Raw genomic sequence first — 18,534 nt, 5'->3', positions numbered from 1 at the left:
GGCAGGGCCTTTGGCTTGAAATAACAGGGCAAAAAAGCTATAATGGCTTTATATCATGCGTTTTCGCATCGAAAGCTATATAAAGGAGAGAACCCATACCCATGAAGAAGAAATTCATCAGCCTGGGTCTGGCGCTGGCCATGCTGCTGGGCGTCGCGGGCTGTAACATCACCACCCCGGCCACCGTCGGCAGCATCGGCGGCGTTGAGATCCCGGCGGGCATCTACCTGCTGGCCCAGTACAATGCCTACAGCACCGCAGCTTCCAACGCCGACCTGGCCACCGGTGAGACGGCCAACGACGTTTCCGCCGTGCTCAAGGCCAGTGTGACCGGAACCATCGGCGATGAGGAAGTCACCACCGACGGCGCTGACTACATCTCCCGCCTGACCCAGCGTGCCATCGAGTACTATGCTGCGGTGGAGACCATGTTTGATGAGCTGGGCGCCACCCTGGAGGACGCCGCCACCTCTGAGGCTGCGGAGAATGCCGATTCCATGTGGGAGTCCAACGGCGACGTTTATGAGGCAAACGGCATCTCCAAGGACACACTGGAGGCTTACCTGCTGAATGGTCAGAAAGCCCAGGCCTGCCTGGAGTACATGTACGGCGAGAACGGCCAGCAGCCGGTCACCGAGGCTGAGTATGAGGAATTCCTGAAAAATGACTGCCGCTACATCGACAGCGTCTACCTGCCGCTGATGGATACCAGCACTTACACCTTTGCTTCCAGCGAGCAGGCCGCTGCCATCGACACCCTTGCGGATGACTGTCTGGCTTACCTCAAGACCAATGCTCCTGCCAGCATGGATTCCACCAGCGCTTATATGATTATGTATCAGGCGGCACTGGAGTATGTGCCTCAGGCCATGGAGATTCTGGGCTCCACCGATTTTGACAAGTCCCAGTCGGTTTACTACTGCGGCTCCCAGTTGTATACGCCCTCTTCGCTGTCCAGCTATGATGACGGCAACGGCGGCAACATGCTGACCGATGCGGTGGACGCTGCCGGCTACGGCGGGTGGGTCAAGGTGAACCTGGGCACCGCCATCGTGCTGGTGCGCAAGGTAAACCCGCTGGAGCAGGGCACCGTCTCCAACTTCCAGACCCAGTACGACCTGCTCAGCGAGCTGAAGGGCGAAGACTTTACTAACGAGCTGTATGCCGAGGGTGCCGCCATGGAGCACAACCTCAATGAGAGCGCCATGAACACCTACAAGGCATCCAACATCAAGCGCAGCGTCTGATTGCTGCATCAGCATTTGTAACGGAAACCATGCGGGGCCGTAAAGACGCCTGCGGCTGCCGCCGCGGCACCCTTGCGGCCCGCATATACGGGAAAGGCCGGGGCGTCAGCCCCGGCCTTTCCCGTTATGGAATATAAAAAGATTCAGAAATGCGGACAGGCCGGTGCCTGCCCGCCGAAAAGGAGGGACTGTGATGAAAGGAATTCCCACCCGTCTGCTCAGCCTTGGGCTGGCAGTCTGTTTTGCCGCCGCGGTGACGGCCCCCGTATCTGCCGAAGCCTTTTCCACGGCTGCGGTCCAGCCTGCGGGAAGCGTGATGGATACCCTGATGGAGGTCCCCATCCTGGGAGACCTGCTGCGGTTCTTCACGGGGGAAGAGGAGGAGGAAGACACTGCCGAAACCGCTGCCGCCGAGGAGGCCGCCACAAAGGAACAGGCGACGGCGGAACAGGCTACTGCCGAGCAGGCCACCCCGGAGGATGCCGACCGGACTGTGACGCTGGGGGCCGACAGCTGGCCTGCTGACTGGATGATCGGCGCAGTCTCTCCCAAGGGAAGATACCCGGCGGGCAATCCCGACGCGGCCCGTTCCCTCACGCTGAACAGCCCTCTGTGGGCGACAGTGGATGCGGACGGCGCCACGGTGCAGGTCTCCAGCCGGGAGGAAACCAACTTCGGCAGCCTGCTGGCCGACGCCATGTCCTACGCGGCGGCGTCCAGCCTTGTCTGGCAGGAGAATACCGACCTGTACAGCCTGCCGCTGATTTCCATGGTGAACGGCGGACGCCTGCTCAAGACCGCCCCGGCGGGAACGACCCTGGATGAAAACAACATTGCCGAGTATGTGGAGGATTCCCCCCTGTCCCTGGTGGTCATCACGGGGGACAAGCTCAACGATGTGCTCAATGCAGCGCTCAGGGGAATGTTCTCGGCTCAGGATGAAAACTACGGCGCCTTTTTCCAGGTCAGCGGCCTGCGCTTCACCTACCAGAAAACGGACGGAGACTTTCAGGTCAAACAGGCCTGGCTGGCCGGGCTGAGCGGGGAGACCGAGATCGACCTGCACGGCACTTCCACCCGGCTGGCGCTGGTATTGCCTTCCGATCTGCTGACGGCCTACGGTCTGGACAGCGCGGCCGGCTATACCGACTATTTCGCCCAGCCGGAGGGTGGAGTCGCGCCGCTGAACGGCGCCGGGGAGGACACTGTCCAGACGGTGGAAGCGCCTGCCCTGCATACCGCTCTCCTCGATCTGCCCAAAAACTGTGATGCCGATACGCTGACCCTGCTGCTGGCGCGCCAGGGCACTACGGGACGCATCCTGCCGGTAACGGCGGATACCTACACCGTGACCCTCAAGACTGACGGCGCAGTGACCAACTGCACCGTGATCGTCTATGTGGACGGTGTGGAAATGCAGGGCAGGATCGACGACAAGGGGGTTCTGACTGTTGAGGGTCTGACGCCCGGCTCCCACACCATTCAGCTGGTGCAGGGAGGGACAGCATGGTTTGTCAGCAGCATCACCGGGTTTGCCGCGCAGGGCGGCATGGAGGTATCCATCGGCGCTCTGCCGGAGGGCACTGTGACCGGGCCGCTGCCTACGGCGACGCCGACGCCCACGCCCACCCCCACGCCGCAGATGCAGTCCACCACCGCGGTGGGAACACCTGAACCGGAAGCCGAAGCCACCCCGACGCCCACGCCTACCCCGGCGGCTTCGTCGGCCACGCCCACCCCCGCCCCGGCCCGCACCCCGGCCCCGGTGGACGACCCTACCGCAGGCACCATCATCGGTGTGACGCCCGCCCCCACCATGACGCCCACGCCCACCCCCTCGCCCACGCCGGAACCCACCCTCTCCCCGGAGGAGCAGCAACAGGCGGAGGAAGTGCAGGAACTTTCCAGCAGCCTGCCGCTGTATGTGGGCATCGGCGTGCTGGTGGCCGGTGCTGCCGTGGTGGCGGTGGTGATGATCCGCCGCCGCATGGAGGAGAAACCCGCCAGGCGCAGAACCTATCATCATAACAAAAAGAAATAAGGGGCAACCCAAGAGAAAAGAACAGGCGCCCGATGGAGAAAATCCATCGGGCGCCTTTCCTATGGTTCAGTAAATGGTCAATTTCCGCGGGTGGTGGTGAACTGGACTGCCATGCCCACCAGAGCAAGCACCAATGCACAGATCAGACGGGGATTGCCGTCGGGCAGGGGAAGGCCCAGCAGAACCAGGCTGGACAGCATGCTGCTGGCTCCGGCCAGGCCGGTGACAATGATGAGCACCGGCCGCACAAACTGCAAGGCCAGCACACCGATGGCAATGAACGCCGCAATGAGAATGATGAGCTCCAGCCACCAGATCAGGGCAAACTGTTCCACCAGAGAGGAAACGTACAGCGCTCCGCAGGCACCGCAAAGGACAAAGATGCCGGCGTCGTACAGCCAGGAGCAGACCAGGGCAAGCACGACGGCGACGATCAGCCCCACCATCAGGGTAGTAGAGGCATCCAGATAGCGCCCGGCGATGTCGCAGGTGAGCTTGTAGCCCAGCAGCGCCCCGGCCAGCATGATGCCCGCCTTGCGCAGCCGGTACCCCATAAAGCAGATGAGAGCCGCCACCACCAGCGAGATGGCCGCCGAGGGGATTTCAGCAATCAGAGTGGTAAGATCCATAGAAACCAAGACCTCCTGTCAGTGAGACCCGGCGCACGGCAGGGGACGGGAGCCGGGCGGGGGAACTGTGCCCATTTTAACACGGCGGGCAGCCCCTTGCAACAAAAAGGGCGGCACGGAAGAATGTCCGTGCCGCCAAAAAAGCGGATGATTCAGCCGCGCATCAGCCCTCGCGCCGGAACAGACGGGGCGCCGCCTTGTACAGCACCACTGCGCCGACAACGGTCAGGATGGTCTCGGGCAGCATGTAGCTGAAGTTGTAGGCGAAGCTGTAGAACCAGCACAGAGCATCCTCGCCCAGATTGGCGGTGAACCAGGCACCCCAGCCGAAATTGTTCAGCCATTCAAAGGCATAGTCATAGTCCTTCCAGACAATGTAGCCGGAGAAAAAGCTGCAGAGGAAGCGCAGCAGGCAGACGACGGCGGTGCCTACGCCCACGCCCACAACGCCGCTCTTGAGAGCGCGGAAGGGCAGGCAGGCCAGACCCAGCACCGTGAACGCCAGCAGGTAGTCCAGCAGCACGCAGCCGATCTGAGCAGCCAGGGTCTGGCAGTAGGCCAGGTTGCTGACGCCCAGAAGGAACTGGATCAGGCTGAAGATAAAGGCGGTGCCCAGACCCCACTTGGGCCCGTTGCGCAGGCTCATGAGGATGATGGGCAGCATGGACAGCAGGGTGATGGAACCGCCGTGGGTCCAGGCCAGGGGAAACTGAATCTCGGACAGGACGGTGGCCAGGGCGATCATCAGGGCGGCCTCCACCAGGGTACGGGTTCTGGAATGGGTGGCAGACATGGAAAAACACTCCTTCAACGATACGGAATAGTACATAAAAACAAAGAAAACGCGCCTGCACAAAACATGCAGGCGCGTCAAGTCGTCCATCTGGTGATGTTACCGCAAACTTCCTACGCCGGCATTACCCGGATCAGGTTCAAGGCGACCTGGGACTGCAATTTGCCCCAATCTCAGCCGAGAAGAACTCTCAGCGCCCCTGTTTTTATGTCCAAAAACAGTATAGACGTTTTGTGGAAAATGTCAAGCCATACCGGTCAAATTCCGGTGTACGGCAGTCCATCAGTCAAAGGCCAGCACCGATGCACACAACCCCGGCAGATCCAGTCTCACCCGGCCGTTCTCCGCCCAAACCGGCGGCAGGGATTCCGACGCCCCGGAGGAGAAGATCTCCCGCATCCGGCCGAAGCATCCCGGCATTCCCAGGTCCAGCACCACGCCGCGGCGGGGGTCAGGCTCCAGGTGGAAGACGCACAGCAGCGTTTCTCCCCGTGCTGCCCGCACCCAGGCCCGCACCGGCCCGTTGGCGGCCAGATGAAACCAGGCGCTGTCGTCCTCACAGAAAAGGGCGGGGTGTTCAGCGTAAAACTGCCCCAGGGCGGCGCAGTAGTCGGACAGGGCCCGGTGATCGCAATCGGCCAGCAGGTACCAGTCCGGCTCCCGGCCGGGATCAAAGGAGGCCAGCTGCCCGAACTCGCAGCCAGAGAACAGCAGCTGCTTGCCCGGCATGGCGGCCTGGTACAGCAAAAACAGCCGCGCCTGGGCAAATTGCAGGGGGCGGTCGCCGTACAGCCGGGGCAGCAGTGCCCCGCCCGGGAAGGCGCAGTCGTCATGGCTGAAGGCCTGGATGCAGCGCTCGCCCTCTCTGCCCAGGACAGGCCCAGCCCACCGGCAGCTGAAGGGCCTTGCCAGGGTATCGGCCAGAGACTGCAGGGGGCCGGCATCCCAGACGTAGTCAAAGCCCAGACCTCCCTCCCGGGTGGGGGCGGTGGCCCGGCAGCCGGGCTCGGTGTCCTCGGCAATCAAAAGCACGCCGGGGTAGCGGGCGTGCAGCGTGTCGGTGAGCAGGCGGAAGAAGGAGGCGGCCTCACCCCCCGGCCAGCGCCGCAGGGCATAGCCCACCGCATCCACCCGCAGGCCGTCGCAGACCAGGTCGCCCACCCAGCGGCAGGCGGCGCTCAAGAGAAAACTGCGCACCGGACCGCTGGCCAGGTCAAAGACCAGACTGCCCCAGTCGCTGGGTCCGGCCTCATAGAGGGCGGTGCCGTCATACCAGGTGAGGGCACCGTCGTCGGGGGCAAAATGGACGGGCACAAAGTCGGCCAGTACCCCCAGACCCGCCTGATGACAGCGCTCGGCCAGCCGGACAAAGGCATCCGCCCCGCCGAACCGTGCCGACGGCGCAAAGTATCCGGTGAGCTGATACCCCCAGCTGCCGTCAAAGGGGTATTCGGCGGGGGGCATAAGCTCGATGTGGGTAAAGTGGTGATCGGCAGCCCAGGGGATCAGCCGATCGGCCAGAGCATCAAAGGTATAGTACCGGCCGTCCCAGTGGCGGCGCCAGTTGCCGGCGTGGAGCTCATAGATGCGCAAGGGCCGGTCGGCGCCCGCTCCGGGACGAAAAGGCGCGGGCGGACGGGGAAGGACCTTCAGCCGGGCAGCGGACACGGCGGAAGGCTCATACTCCGCCCCGAAGGGATCGGTGCGCAGCCGCCAGACCCCGTCGGCACAGAGGATATTGTACTTGTACAGCTGGCCTTGCCGGGCACCGGTGACCTTGCCCCGCCAGAGTCCGTCCTCGCAGCGGGCCAGCTCGGCGGCGGAGTAGAGGTCCCAGCCGTTCCAGTCCCCCAGCACCTGAACCCGGCGGGCGCCAGGCGCAAAGACACAGAACAGCCAGCCGTCCCCGCTGTCGGAGGGATGGGGGCAGAACAGCTCCGCGGCTCCAGCGCTGATGCCACTATAAAAATCTGCAATATCCGGCCGCATGCCGCTCACCTCCCGCCCGGAACATTCTCTCTGTATCATAGCACACCTGTACAAAAAACGCGAACCCATCCTGTGCAAATTTCATGGAAGCAAGGGCGGAGTCGTTTACATCCGTCGCAGTATGCCGGTATAATACAGGTATGCCCCAAAAATCGCAAGGAAGGTGCCTTTTATGCAAAAATGGATGCAGCATTGCCGCCGACACGCCGTGGCCCTGATTCTTCTGGCCGTCGCCCTGGCGGGGCTGTGTCTGTTTTGGGCGGCCCGGGGCAGCCGCGCCTGGATGGATGCCTGGCTGGCGGGAGTGTCCATGCCGGTCAAGCGTACCGTATCGGCCTGGGTGGACCCGCTGCCCTTCAGCGTATGCGAGGCGTCCGTGACGGTACTGATTCTCTTTGTGCTGTTCATGGCGGTGCGGACGGTCTGGCTGGCGGTGCGGCGGGGCAGAAATCGCCTCGGCACGCTGGCGCTGCATTTCGTTACGGCGGGGGTGTGGATTTATCTGCTGGTCTGCGCCCTGTGGGGCACCCAGTATTACGGCACCACCTTTGCCGAAAAGGCGGGCATGTCCGGCGGCCCGGTGGAGACTGCCGATCTGGCGGCGGTCACCGGATACTTTGCCCAACGTGTCAATGAGACGGCAGATGCCGTCCCCCGGGATGGGGACGGCCTGTTTGCCGTCACGGTGGAGGAGATTCTCAACCACAGCGCCGGGGTGTATGAAGCTGCCGCCGCCGAGTATCCCTGCCTTGCGGGGCCGGAGCGCCGGGCCAAGCCTGCTTTTTATTCCAAAATCATGAGTGCGGCGGGCTTTACCGGGTATCTCTGCCCGCTGTTCGGGGAGAGCACCGTCAACGTGGACTGCCCGGCGGTGTTTCTGCCGGTGACCGTCGCCCATGAGTTTGCCCACCAGCGGGGCGTGGCGGCGGAGCAGGAGGCAAACTTCTGCGGCATCTATGCCTCGGTGACCAGCGGCAGGGCGGAGTATGTCTATTCCGGCTGGCTGTACGGGTTTGTGCATCTGTTCAACGCCCTCTATTCCGCCGACCCGGAACAGGCCCTTGCCGCATGGGAGCTTCTCTGCCCCGAGGCCCGGGCGGATATTGCCTGCAACGATGCCTACTGGGCCGCTTGGGAAGGCCCGGTGGAAACGCTGGGAGAGACCGTTTATGAGGGCTTTCTGCAGAGCTACGACCAGAAGCTGGGCATGCGCAGCTACGGGGCATGCGTGGATCTGCTGGTGGAAAAGTATCTGCCTGCGGCGGGCTGAGACATGCCCGTTTTGGCTCCCTCTTGTGCCTTGTGATACCCATGGCTACCAGATGTGGACGGAACCTTCGATGCAGCGACAGAATTTACAATTGTTTCCAGTCAATACCACTTGCACCCCGGGTGATAGAAGTATATAATGAAAGCTATATTTGGGAGTATTATGTGGTTTCCGTGCCCATAAGCACGAAAAGAACAGGAGAAATCTAGCGGAATGAAAAAACATCATGTCATGAAATACTTTTCCGGCAGTACCTTCCAGCGTCTGCCGCTGTATAAAGTGGCTCTTGGCGGTGTGTCGGTGCTGTTGTGTGCCAGCATCGGCGTCAGCGTCATGGCAACGACCTTTTTGAGCACCGTGCCCCGGGAGGCAGTGTCCACGGCGGCACCGGAGGCGGAGAGCGTTTCCGCCACCCCTACGCCCACCCCAAGCCCCACGCCCGCCCCGGCACAGAATGTTTGGTGTGATGTGTCGGTGGTGCAGCAGGATATCGGCGTGCAGCTGTATACCCTGTATGAAAAGCCGGAACAGGATGAGGATGCCTCCACCATCGCGGTGCAGATGGCCGACAGCGACGCCACCGCCGCGGAGGGCAAGATCCCTCTCACCGGTGTGGAACTGGATGTCACGGTTACCGACGGGGAGGGCAATGCCACTGCCTATCCCGTGGACACCGACACCGGCACCATGCTGGCCGAGGATGTGAAGCCCGGCGACTACACCATCAGCTTCCCTGAGGTGGAGGGCTACAGCATGCCCGACGATGTGGAAGTCACCGTACAGGAAAAAGTGGAATACAAGGCCGATGTGGAGGCCGTCAAGGACAAGATCGTCCAGGCCAACCAGGTGGTGGAAAGCCAGGAAGACTCCAGCTACGGCGGCGACAGCGTCGTGGAGGAGGAAATCACCGATACCGTTGCCTACGCAGATTCCAGCCAGAAGGAAGTCTCCCGCGTGACGGTGTACACCGCCAAGCTCAGCTCGGACGGGCACCTGCTCATGAACGACGGCTCCACCTCGCCTTACCTGCCGGTTTACGATTCCAACACCAAGGACCTGGTGGGGGCCAAGCGGGACAGCACTGCCACCTTCTCGGCGGCGGGCGTTTCCTTCCGCGGCCTTTCCCTCATGGGGCTGACCATGCGCCACGGCACCAATGCGCCGGAAACCAGCCCGGAGGTGGAACTGCTGGATGACAGCAGCTCCCAGCCCACTGCCGAAAGCCCGGAACCCGAGGTGACCGAGACGCCTTCCCCGGAGCCGGAAACCACCCCGACCCCGACACCCACACCTACTCCGACACCGTCGCCCACCCCGACGGCGACGCCTACCCCCACGCCCACCCCCACACCTACGCCGACGCCTACCCCCACCCCGACGCCCACGCCCAAGCCGTCCGCGACGCCCAGTGATCCCACGGCAGGCATGCCCGGTGAGATCAAGGCGTCCGAGCTTTCGGGTTACGGCTTTGCGGTGTCCTCCAGCGAGCGCATTACATATGAGTACACCGGCTGGCAGAACATCGACGGCAAGAACTACTACTACGACCCCGCGACCCATCAGCCGGTCACCGGCACCCAGGTCATTCAGGGCAATGTCTACACCTTTGCCGCCGACGGCGCCCTCAACCAGACGGCCCGGGGCATCGACGTTTCCAAGTATCAGGGCAACATCGACTGGAACGCGGTGGCTTCCGATGGCATCACCTTTGCCATCATCCGCGTGGGTTACCGCGGTTACGGCAGCGGCGCGCTGGTGGAGGACTCCACCTTCCGCCGAAACATTCAGGGCGCCACGGCCGCGGGCCTCAAGGTCGGCGTCTACTTCTACAGCCAGGCCATCAATGAGGCTGAGGCCGTGGAGGAAGCCAGCATGGTCCTGAGCCTGTGCAGCGGTTACGGCCTGCCTCTGGGCGTCTACTATGACACTGAAAAGGTGGCCGGGGACACCGGCCGCGCCGATGGCCTCTCCGCCGCCGAGCGCACCGCTTGCGCCGTCGCCTTCTGCGAGACCATCCGCAACGCGGGCTACACCGCAGGCGTCTACTCCTACGCCAGCTGGTTCTACAACTCGCTGAACTACGCCAACATCAGCAAGTACCGGATCTGGATCGCCCAGTACCGCGACTCGCTGGACTTCAACTACCGCTACGATATCTGGCAGTACACCAGCACCGGCAAGGTCAAGGGTGTCTCCGGCGGTGTTGATATGAACCTTGGCTGATTGCTCTCGCAAAAGCAGAAACATCAAAAAACCACCCCCGGTACCGCAAAGGTATCGGGGGTGGTTTTTGTCTGTTCGGTTCTTTCGGGGCAACGTCCGAAACCCGGGCTTGACGCAGAAAATCAGCAGCAGGGGGTCTGCAGCTTGGCGGCCGCGCCGCCGCGGGTCTGACCGCTGCCGTGGATGATATATTTGTAGGTGCACAGCTCTGCCAGTCCCATGGGACCCCGGGCGTGGAGCTTCTGGGTGGAGATGCCCATCTCGCAGCCCAGGCCGAACTCTCCGCCGTCGGTGAAGCGGGTGGAGGCATTGACGTAGACCGCCGCGCTGTCCACACAGGCGGTAAAGCGGGCGGCTGCCTTGTCGTCCGCCGTCACGATGGCATCGCTGTGGTGGGTGGAATGGGCGGCAATGTGGGCAATGGCGTCGTCCAGGCTGTCCACCACACCCACTGCCAGGATGTAGTTGAGAAACTCGGTGTCGAAATCCTGCGCCGAGGCCGGGGTGCCGGCAATGATGGCGGCACCCCGCTCATCCAGCCGCAGCTCCACGGGGGTCAGGCCCTGGGCAGCGCGGTCCTCCACCAGGGCGGTGTGCAGCATGGGCAGGAACTTGTCCGCCACATCCCGGTGGACAAGGCAGACTTCCTCGGCATTGCAGACGCTGGGGCGGGAGGTCTTGGCGTTCTCAATGATGCGCACCGCCATTTCCAGGTCAGCGGCGGCATCCACATAGACGTGACAGATACCGGTGCCGGTCTGGATGCAGGGCACCGTGGCGTTGCGCACGCAGGCGGAGATCAGCCCGGCGCCGCCCCGGGGAATGAGCAGGTCCACCAGCCCGTCGGCGGCCATCAGCTCGTTGGCGGAGGCATGGGTGGTGTCCTCGATGAGGCTGACGGCAGTCCCAGGCAGACCGGCGGAGACCAGCCCCCGGCGCAGGGCTTCTACAATGGCATGGCAGCTCTGCCAGGCATCCCGGCCGCAGCGCAAAACGCAGGCGCTGCCCGCCTTGATGGCCAGGGCGGCGGCGTCGGAGGTGACGTTGGGGCGGCTCTCATAGATGATGGCGATGACCCCCATGGGGACAGCCCGCTTTTCAATCACCAGCCCGTTGGGGCGCACGATCTGCCGCAGCAGAGCACCCACCGGATCGGGCAGGGCGGCGACTTCCCGCATGCCTTTGGCCATATCGGTCAGGCGGGACGGGGTGAGCGCCAGCCGGTCCAGCATGACATCGGAGACTTTGCCCCGGGCAGCCTCCAGATCCTTGCGGTTGGCGGCCAGTATCTCATCGGATGCAGCGGTCAGGGCGGCGGCCATGGCCTCCAGCGCCTGGTTTTTGGTGTCGGTGCCGGCCAGCGCCAGAGGCTGGCGTGCCGACTGTGCGGCAATCAGAATCTCATGTGTGGTCATGAAAAAGCCTCCCTCTTGGTTTGAATGGGGGCGGGGCAGCGCCCCGGAAGTTCAGTGTCTGCCCAGAAAGCGGGTGCCCACCGGCTTGCCCTCCACAATATCGTAGAGCAGGGAAGGGCAGGAACCGTTGGCAATGACCATGTCCACCCCCGCCCCCGTGGCAATATGGGCGGCGATCAGCTTGGTGGCCATGCCGCCGGTGCCCAGCCCGCTGTGGGTGCCCCCGGCCAGGGCATCGATCTCGGGAGTGATCTCCTCCACCAGCTCGATGCGTTTGGCATCGGGATGGGTGTGAGGGTCGGCGGTGTAGAGGCCGTCAATATCGCTGAGCACCACCAGCAGGTCGGCCCGGGCATATTTGGCCACCAGTGCGCCCATGGTGTCGTTGTCGCCCACGGCGATCTCCTCGGTGGCTACGCTGTCGTTCTCATTGATGATGGGAATGGCCCCCAGCTGCAGCAGGCGGTAGATGGTGTTTTGCAGGTTTTCCAGCCGGGTCACCCGGTCAAAGTCCTCCCGGGTGACGAGGATCTGGGCCACCGTGTGGTTGTAAGCCGAAAACAGCCGGTCATAGGTGTACATCAGCTCACACTGTCCCACCGAGGCTGCGGCCTGCTTGGTGGGCATGTCCTTGGGACGGGCGATCTGCAGTTTGCCTGCCCCCATGCCGATGGCGCCCGAGGACACCACGATGAGCTCGTGCCCGGCGTTTTTCAGGTCGCTCAGGGTCTTGACCAGTTCCTCGGTGTGGCGGATGTTCAGCCGTCCGCCGGCATGGGCCAGGGTGCTGGTCCCGATTTTCACAACAATACGCATTTTGTTTTCCTCATCCCTCTGCGCGTGGCATCAGCCCTTGCCCATCTCGCGCGTTTTGTCGTAGGCGGCCAGCACCGCGTCGGTCACTGCGCCCCGGAAGGCACGTTCCTCCAGCACACGGACGCCCTGAATGGTGGAACCTCCCGGGCTGCACACCGCGTCTTTCAGGGCACCGGGATGCTGTCCGCTCTCCAGCACCAGCCGGGCGCTGCCCAGCAGCATCTGAGTGGCATACATCTGCGCCTTGGCACGGGGCAGACCAGCCGCCACGCCGCCGTCGGCCAGCGCCTCAATGAACTGGTAGGCCCAGGCGGGGCCGCAGCCGGAGACACAGCTGGCCGCGTCGATGAGCTTCTCGTCGATGGCGTCCAGCAGGCCCGCGGGAGCCATGGCGGTAAGGAATTCCTGCAAATCGGCGTCGCTCACGTCCAGGGAGCAATACTGTACCATGCCGGCCCCCACCGCGGCGGGGGTGTTGGGCATGATGCGGATGATGGGGTAGTTGCCCCCGGCCAGTTCCCGGATGCGGGCCATGCTCAGGCCCGCGGCCATGGTGACCAGCACAAAGGCACCCTTGCGCCCGGCCAGCACCGGAGCGATCTGCGCCAGCATGGAAGGCATGACCTGGGGCTTTACCCCCAGAAAAATGAAATGACAGGTTTGTGCCACCTTCTCATTGTCACCCACGGCACAGCCCAGCTGGGCGGCCAGGACCTCGGCCTTGGCAGGCGTGCGGTTGGCCAACAGGACGTTCTCCGCCCCGGCACCCTTGCAGACGGCGCGGGCCACTGCACCGCCCATATTGCCGCATCCGATAAACCCGTAACGCATACGCAAATCTCCCTCTTGCTCTTTTCCGCTTCACAGCGCGGAATGCTTGCATTTATCGTATCGCACGGGAAGGGCGTTGTCAATTCGCGGCGGGCAAAAACACGGATCCGCGCGGGAAAAACTGACCTGCCGCTGTCGATGCCTCCGCCCCGGCAGCAAACGGTGCATTTTTTGTCATGACCTGCTATAATGATACCGTAAATGCTTTGCAAAAGAGGCCGGCGGGCAGAAAGGGCACCCGGTCTTTCAGGAAAAGGCGCAGCACAGAGCTGTGCCCAAAACAGGGAGGCAAGAACTATGCAATATGTCAAGCTGGGCAATACCGGGCTGAAGATTTCCCGCCTGGGTTTCGGCGGTATCCCCATCCAGCGCATCGATCAGCCGGGCACCCGCGCCCTGCTGGAGGCAGCCCACAAGGCGGGCATCAATTACATTGACACCGCCCGGGGATATACCGTCAGCGAGGAGTGGATCGGTCAGGCCCTGGAGGAGAGCGGCCTGCGGGATGAATTCGTGCTGGCCAGCAAGTGCCGCGCTCTGACCAGGGAGGAAATGGAGAAGGAACTGGCCGCCAGCCTCAAGAATCTGCGCACCGATCACATCGAGCTCTACCAGTTCCACAATCCCAGCCCGGCGGACCTTGACAAGATCCTGGCTTCCGGCGGCGCCATGGAGGCTCTCAAGGAGGCCAGGGCGGCAGGCGTGGTAGGTCACATCGGCGTTACTGCCCACCTGGCTGCTACCTTTGAAAAGGCCCTGGACTGCCCCGATATCGAGACAGTCATGTTCCCCTATAACATTGTGGAACAGCAGGGTGCCGACCTCATCGCCAGGTGTGCGGCGTCGGGGCGCGGCTTTATCGCCATGAAGCCTCTGGCCGGCGGCGCTCTGGAGGACGGCCGCCTGGCTGTGCGCTATGTGCTGAGCAACCCCAACGTCACGGTGGCCATCCCCGGCATGGCTGCCCCCGAGGAGCTGACCCAGAACATCGAGGCTGCCGCCGATACCAGCCCTCTCACCCGGGAGGAGCTGAACCGCTGTGAGGAAGTCCGCCGTGCCCTGGGCACCCAGTTCTGCCGCCGGTGCAACTACTGCGCTCCCTGCACCGTGGGCATCCAGATCCCCAACTGCTTCCTCTTCCATGGCTACCTCGACCGCTACGGGCTGGAAGGCTGGGCCCGGGAGCGCTATGCCACCCTCAAGGTCAAGGCCGGCGCCTGTGTGGAGTGCGGCGCCTGCGAGACCCGCTGCCCCTATCAGCTGCCCATCCGGCAGATGCTGAAAAAGGTGGCTGCCGATTTCGGGGAATAAACCAGTGTAACCAATCTTTTCCGCCCGCCGCGGTGCCGGGGAGTTTTTCCCGCACTGCGGCGGGCTTTTTGTACGGCAGGCAATATTTTTCCTGCGGGGTGTCCTTGTGTTTGCCCCGGCAACCGTGTATAATCTATTCTGTATTGGTTTGTACATTTTTAAGTGCCGGAACGCTGCCCTCCCGGCGGGAGGCACCGGCACAATCGAGGGGAAAAGAGGAACCGCAAGGTATGCGAACAAACGCCGAACTGCACTATCTGGACAACGCTGCCACCACCATGGTGGACCCGGCGGTGGCGGATGCCATCGACCGCACGGTGCGCAGCTGCTGGGCCAATCCGTCCAGCCTGTATGAACCGGCCATCCTGGCCGAACAGCAGCTGGCTTCCGCCCGGGGCAAGGTGGCCCGCAGTCTGGGCTGCGCCGCCAAAGAGATCTACTTCACCGCCTGCGGCAGCGAGAGCAACAACATTGCCATTCTGGGCGCCGCCATGGCCCGCAAGGCCTGGGGCAACAAGATCGTGGTCACCGGCTTTGAGCATCCCAGCGTTCAGCGCCCCATCCGCGCCCTGAAAGACCAGGGCTTTGAGGTGGTGGAGATCCTGCCCCAGGCCGACGGCCATCTGGATGTGGACCGTCTGGTGGCCGCTGTGGACAAAAACACCGTGCTGGCCTGCTGCATGGCCGTCAACAATGAGACGGGGGCGCTGCAGGATATCAAACGCTTCTCCGACGGGGTCAAGGCCAGGAACAGCCGCACTGCCGTCCATGTAGATGCGGTGCAGGCCTGGCTGCGCATCCCCCTCAACATGAAGATCCTCTCCCACGTGGACACTCTGTCGGTGTCCGGCCACAAGGTCCATGCCCCCAAGGGCATCGGCGCTTTGTATCTGTGCGAGAACCAGCGCCAGCATCTGGTGCCGCCCTACCTGGGCGGGCATCAGGAACGGGGCATCCGTCCCGGCACCGAGAACCTGCCCTACGCGGTGGGCCTGGGTGTGGCGGCGGAGCAGGGAGCCAAGAAGATCGCAGCCAACGCAAAAGCGGACGCTGCCCTCAATGCCCGGCTGCGGGCAGGTCTGGCGGAGCTGCCCGGGGTGACCATCCATTCCCCGGAGGGCGCCGTGCCGGAGGTGCTCAACTTCTCCACCAACTGCGTCAACAGCCAGACCTTCATCACCTACCTGAGCGACCGCAAAATCTACGTCTCGGGGGGCAGCGCCTGTGACAAGGGTGAGCCCAGCCACACTTTGCAGGCCATGGGCTGCGACGGGGCAGCCATCGCCACGGCTTTGCGGGTGAGCTTCTGCGCTGACAACGACGAGGCCGACGTGGATGCTTTGCTGGCAGGTCTGCGCACCGGCATGCAGGAACTGCAGCACATCTGAACATCCTATTACATAAAAGAAAAGGTAGTTGCCAATTATGAAAGAGATCATCCTGGCCTACCAGGGCGAAATGACCCTGAAAGGCCTCAACCGCGGCACCTTTGAGGCAAAGCTGTCCAAAGCCATCCGCCACCGCCTGGAAGATCTGGGCGAGTTCAAGATCCGTCAGGCCCAGAGTACGGTATTCATCCAGCCCAAGTCCGACGACATCGATATGGACGAGGCCTTCCGCCGCATCTCCAAAATTTTCGGCATCGTCAAGCTCAGCCGCGCCGCCGTCTGTGACAAGGACTTCGACAGCATCTGCGCCACCGCCGAGGCCTACCTGGGCCAGACACTGCGGGGCATCAAGACCTTCAAGGTGGAGGCCAAGCGGTCGGATAAGACCTTCCCCATGAAGAGCCCTGAGCTCTGCCGGGAACTGGGCGCCTTCCTGCTGTCCAAACATCCCTACCTGCGGGTGGATGTGCACAATCCCCAGCTGGAGATCATGGTGGAGATCCGGGATTTCGGCGCTTATATCCACGGCCCCAAGGTCCCCGGCGCGGGCGGTCTGCCTGTGGGCACCAGCGGCCGGGCCCTCAACCTGCTGTCCGGCGGCATTGACAGCCCGGTGGCGGCCTGGTGCATGGCCCGGCGTGGTCTGGCGCTGCATCATATCCATTTTGCCTCGCCGCCCTACACCAGCCTGCGGGCCAAGCTCAAGGTAGTGTCGCTGGCCCGGCTCATCAGCGAGTACACCGGCAACTGCGTGCTGTTTGTGGTGCCCTACACCAAACCCCAGGAGTATATCCGGGACAACGCCCCCGATGTGCTCTTCACCGTCCTCATGCGCCGGAGCATGCTGCGCATCGCCAAGCGGGTGGCAGACACCACCGGCATGGAGGCCCTCGTCACCGGCGAGAGCCTGGCCCAGGTGGCCAGCCAGACGCTGCCCGCCCTGGCCTGCACCGATGCCGCCCAGAGCCTGCCGGTGCTGCGGCCCTGCATCGGCATGGACAAGACCGAGATCATTGCCCGCTCCCGGGAGATCGGCACCTTCGAGACTTCCATCGAGCCTTACGAGGACTGCTGCACCATCTTCACTCCGCCCCATCCCAAGACCCGGCCCTCCCTGGAGGAGATCGAGGCCGCCGAGGCAGCCATGCCCGGGCTGGAGGAGCTGGAGGCGGAGGCTGCCGCCAATGTGGAAAAGATCCCTATCCATATCGGGGACGAGCCGGAATTCTGACAGGGAGGCGGACAGACTTTGAACGCCGAGATCATTTGTGTGGGCACCGAGCTGCTGCTGGGGGACATCCTCAATACCAACGCGCAGTTTCTCAGCCGGGAACTGGCCGAACTGGGCATCAGCGTGCTGCACCAGCATGTCATCGGGGATAACGTCCAGCGGCTGCGGGACCTGGTCCGGGAGGCGAAGGAGCGCAGTGAGCTGCTGGTCTTTTCCGGCGGCCTGGGCCCCACCGAGGACGACCTGACCAAGGAGACGGTGGCGGAAGCCTTCGGGGACACGCTGCAGTTTGACGAGGAAGAGTGGCAGAAGATCGTGGACTTTTTTGCCCGGACCAACCGCCGCCCCACCCCCAACAACCGCAAGCAGGCCATGGTCCCCGTAAAAGGCCGCAAGCTGCCCAACGCCCACGGCACCGCCCCCGGCGCCTGGTTTGAGGACGAGAACGGCCACTGTGCCGTGCTCATGCCGGGGGTCCCCCGGGAGATGAAGGCCATGTGGGCCGAGCAGATCCGCCCCCGGCTGGAAGCGGGGCAGAACTGCACCATCCGCAGCCGGACGCTGCGGGTGCTGGGAGGCGAGAGCAGTATCGCCTCCAAGGTGGGGGAGCTGTTTGACAGTGAGAACCCCACGGTAGCCATCTACTGCAAGGTAGGGGAGAGCGAGATCCGCGTCACTGCCCGGGAACCCGACGAACCCAGTGCCGAGGCCGCCTGCGACGCCGCAGTGGCCCGCCTGCGCCAGCGCCTGGGGGACAACGCCTACGACGTGGATGTGCCGGGGCTGGAATACACCGTCGTCCGCATTTTGCGGGAACAGGGACTCCACGCCTCCACGGCGGAGAGCTGCACCGGCGGTCTCATCGCCGAAAAGCTGACCAACGTTCCCGGCTCCAGCGAGGTGTTCGGTTACGGCTTCGTCACCTATGCCGAGGCTGCCAAGACCGCCCTGCTGGGAGTGGACCCGGCGCTGATCGAGCGCTTCAATGTGGTGTCGGGGCCGGTGGCCGCGGCCATGGCCCTGGGGGCACAGCGTGCCTCCGGCGCCGAGCTGGCGGTGGGCATCACTGGCATTGCAGGCCCCGGCGGCGCCCTGCCCGGCAAACCGGTGGGCACCGTCTATCTGGCGGGCACCGACGGGCGCAGCGGCAAGGTCTGGGTCATGCGCCTGACTCTGGGCGGCTACCGGGAGCGGTCCATCATCCGCACCCGGGCGGCTTTGTATGCCCTGGATATGCTGCGCCGCATGGCGCTGGGAGTGGATGTGCCCGATGCGGTGCTCACCACGCCCGACTGCCTCGATCAACCCGAGGCACTGGATTTCTGATTTTTGACTTTCTCATCCGCTGCA

Annotated in this window: 14 protein-coding genes and 1 riboswitch; of the genes, 8 read left to right on the top strand and 6 right to left on the bottom strand. The window is 63.5% G+C overall.

Annotation, left to right across the window (positions count from 1 at the left end; genetic code table 11):
* Positions 1 to 101: 101 nt before the first annotated feature.
* On the top strand, positions 102 to 1,247 hold the full coding sequence (locus tag INF35_RS10570; protein ID WP_193502271.1) for a hypothetical protein: 1,146 nt from the start codon (positions 102 to 104) through the stop codon (positions 1,245 to 1,247).
* A 193-nt stretch (positions 1,248 to 1,440) separates the two neighbouring features.
* Entirely contained in the window at positions 1,441 to 3,288 is a 1,848-nt protein-coding gene (locus INF35_RS13995; RefSeq protein WP_193502269.1) for a 5'-nucleotidase C-terminal domain-containing protein, read from the top strand.
* A 77-nt stretch (positions 3,289 to 3,365) separates the two neighbouring features.
* On the opposite strand, the gene INF35_RS10560 is transcribed toward INF35_RS13995, so the two are convergent.
* From INF35_RS10560 to INF35_RS10550, 3 genes are all read right to left on the bottom strand, one after another.
* Positions 3,366 to 3,917, bottom strand: coding sequence for a TM7S3/TM198-like domain-containing protein (locus INF35_RS10560; RefSeq protein ID WP_193502267.1), 552 nt, complete (start codon positions 3,915 to 3,917; stop codon positions 3,366 to 3,368).
* A gap of 163 nt (positions 3,918 to 4,080) precedes the next feature.
* Positions 4,081 to 4,710: an energy-coupled thiamine transporter ThiT gene (locus INF35_RS10555; protein WP_193502265.1), complete on the bottom strand. Its 630-nt coding sequence runs from the start codon at positions 4,708 to 4,710 to the stop codon at positions 4,081 to 4,083.
* 93 nt (positions 4,711 to 4,803) lie between these two features.
* Positions 4,804 to 4,921: riboswitch (TPP riboswitch) on the bottom strand.
* A gap of 71 nt (positions 4,922 to 4,992) precedes the next feature.
* Positions 4,993 to 6,699 (bottom strand): alpha-amylase family glycosyl hydrolase, encoded by a 1,707-nt coding sequence (locus INF35_RS10550; RefSeq protein WP_193502264.1) that lies wholly within the window; start codon positions 6,697 to 6,699, stop codon positions 4,993 to 4,995.
* Between the two features lie 172 nt (positions 6,700 to 6,871).
* On the opposite strand from INF35_RS10550, the gene INF35_RS10545 reads away from it, so the two are divergent.
* Both INF35_RS10545 and INF35_RS10540 read left to right on the top strand, forming a co-directional pair.
* The gene (locus INF35_RS10545) at positions 6,872 to 7,969 is read left to right on the top strand and encodes a DUF3810 domain-containing protein (RefSeq protein WP_193502263.1); all 1,098 of its coding nucleotides are present in this window, start codon (positions 6,872 to 6,874) and stop codon (positions 7,967 to 7,969) included.
* 213 nt (positions 7,970 to 8,182) lie between these two features.
* Positions 8,183 to 10,192 (top strand): glycoside hydrolase family 25 protein, encoded by a 2,010-nt coding sequence (locus tag INF35_RS10540; protein ID WP_193502262.1) that lies wholly within the window; start codon positions 8,183 to 8,185, stop codon positions 10,190 to 10,192.
* A 122-nt stretch (positions 10,193 to 10,314) separates the two neighbouring features.
* Here the strand turns inward: INF35_RS10540 and INF35_RS10535 are convergent, their stop codons facing one another.
* Genes INF35_RS10535 through proC form a run of 3 tightly spaced genes read right to left on the bottom strand, consistent with a single transcriptional unit; the run spans position 10,315 to position 13,254 of the window.
* Entirely contained in the window at positions 10,315 to 11,607 is a 1,293-nt protein-coding gene (locus INF35_RS10535; protein WP_193502261.1) for a glutamate-5-semialdehyde dehydrogenase, read from the bottom strand.
* 51 nt (positions 11,608 to 11,658) lie between these two features.
* On the bottom strand, positions 11,659 to 12,423 hold the full coding sequence (proB, locus tag INF35_RS10530) for a glutamate 5-kinase (RefSeq protein ID WP_193502260.1): 765 nt from the start codon (positions 12,421 to 12,423) through the stop codon (positions 11,659 to 11,661).
* 30 nt (positions 12,424 to 12,453) lie between these two features.
* Positions 12,454 to 13,254 carry a pyrroline-5-carboxylate reductase gene (gene proC, locus INF35_RS10525; RefSeq protein WP_193502259.1) on the bottom strand — a complete coding sequence of 267 codons (801 nt, stop codon included), beginning with the start codon at positions 13,252 to 13,254 and terminating at the stop codon, positions 12,454 to 12,456.
* Positions 13,255 to 13,551: 297 nt separating this feature from the next.
* Here proC and INF35_RS10520 point away from each other — a divergent pair, with 297 nt between their 5' ends.
* From INF35_RS10520 to INF35_RS10505, 4 genes are all read left to right on the top strand, one after another.
* Positions 13,552 to 14,565: an aldo/keto reductase gene (locus tag INF35_RS10520; protein WP_193502258.1), complete on the top strand. Its 1,014-nt coding sequence runs from the start codon at positions 13,552 to 13,554 to the stop codon at positions 14,563 to 14,565.
* 230 nt (positions 14,566 to 14,795) lie between these two features.
* Positions 14,796 to 15,953 carry a cysteine desulfurase family protein gene (locus tag INF35_RS10515; RefSeq protein WP_193502257.1) on the top strand — a complete coding sequence of 386 codons (1,158 nt, stop codon included), beginning with the start codon at positions 14,796 to 14,798 and terminating at the stop codon, positions 15,951 to 15,953.
* A gap of 37 nt (positions 15,954 to 15,990) precedes the next feature.
* Entirely contained in the window at positions 15,991 to 17,184 is a 1,194-nt protein-coding gene (gene thiI / locus INF35_RS10510) for a tRNA uracil 4-sulfurtransferase ThiI (protein WP_193502255.1), read from the top strand.
* 18 nt (positions 17,185 to 17,202) lie between these two features.
* Positions 17,203 to 18,510: a competence/damage-inducible protein A gene (locus INF35_RS10505; protein WP_193502253.1), complete on the top strand. Its 1,308-nt coding sequence runs from the start codon at positions 17,203 to 17,205 to the stop codon at positions 18,508 to 18,510.
* Positions 18,511 to 18,534: the final 24 nt, after the last annotated feature.

Origin of the sequence: Gemmiger gallinarum, assembly GCF_014982805.1 — a bacterium.
GTDB lineage: Bacteria > Bacillota > Clostridia > Oscillospirales > Ruminococcaceae > Gemmiger > Gemmiger gallinarum.
Note: the sequence above shows the minus strand (reverse complement) of the source record. Positions and strands in the feature narration are given on the sequence as shown.

Excerpts from the sequence above, each read along its gene's own strand:
- INF35_RS10570 (WP_193502271.1), top strand. The coding sequence starts at position 102 with ATGAAGAAGAAATTCATCAGCCTGGGTCTGGCGCTGGCCATGCTGCTG.
- INF35_RS13995 (WP_193502269.1), top strand. The coding sequence starts at position 1,441 with ATGAAAGGAATTCCCACCCGTCTGCTCAGCCTTGGGCTGGCAGTCTGT.
- INF35_RS10560 (WP_193502267.1), bottom strand. The coding sequence starts at position 3,917 with ATGGATCTTACCACTCTGATTGCTGAAATCCCCTCGGCGGCCATCTCG.
- INF35_RS10555 (WP_193502265.1), bottom strand. The coding sequence starts at position 4,710 with ATGTCTGCCACCCATTCCAGAACCCGTACCCTGGTGGAGGCCGCCCTG.
- INF35_RS10550 (WP_193502264.1), bottom strand. The coding sequence starts at position 6,699 with ATGCGGCCGGATATTGCAGATTTTTATAGTGGCATCAGCGCTGGAGCC.
- INF35_RS10545 (WP_193502263.1), top strand. The coding sequence starts at position 6,872 with ATGCAAAAATGGATGCAGCATTGCCGCCGACACGCCGTGGCCCTGATT.
- INF35_RS10540 (WP_193502262.1), top strand. The coding sequence starts at position 8,183 with ATGAAAAAACATCATGTCATGAAATACTTTTCCGGCAGTACCTTCCAG.
- INF35_RS10535 (WP_193502261.1), bottom strand. The coding sequence starts at position 11,607 with ATGACCACACATGAGATTCTGATTGCCGCACAGTCGGCACGCCAGCCT.
- proB (WP_193502260.1), bottom strand. The coding sequence starts at position 12,423 with ATGCGTATTGTTGTGAAAATCGGGACCAGCACCCTGGCCCATGCCGGC.
- proC (WP_193502259.1), bottom strand. The coding sequence starts at position 13,254 with ATGCGTTACGGGTTTATCGGATGCGGCAATATGGGCGGTGCAGTGGCC.
- INF35_RS10520 (WP_193502258.1), top strand. The coding sequence starts at position 13,552 with ATGCAATATGTCAAGCTGGGCAATACCGGGCTGAAGATTTCCCGCCTG.
- INF35_RS10515 (WP_193502257.1), top strand. The coding sequence starts at position 14,796 with ATGCGAACAAACGCCGAACTGCACTATCTGGACAACGCTGCCACCACC.
- thiI (WP_193502255.1), top strand. The coding sequence starts at position 15,991 with ATGAAAGAGATCATCCTGGCCTACCAGGGCGAAATGACCCTGAAAGGC.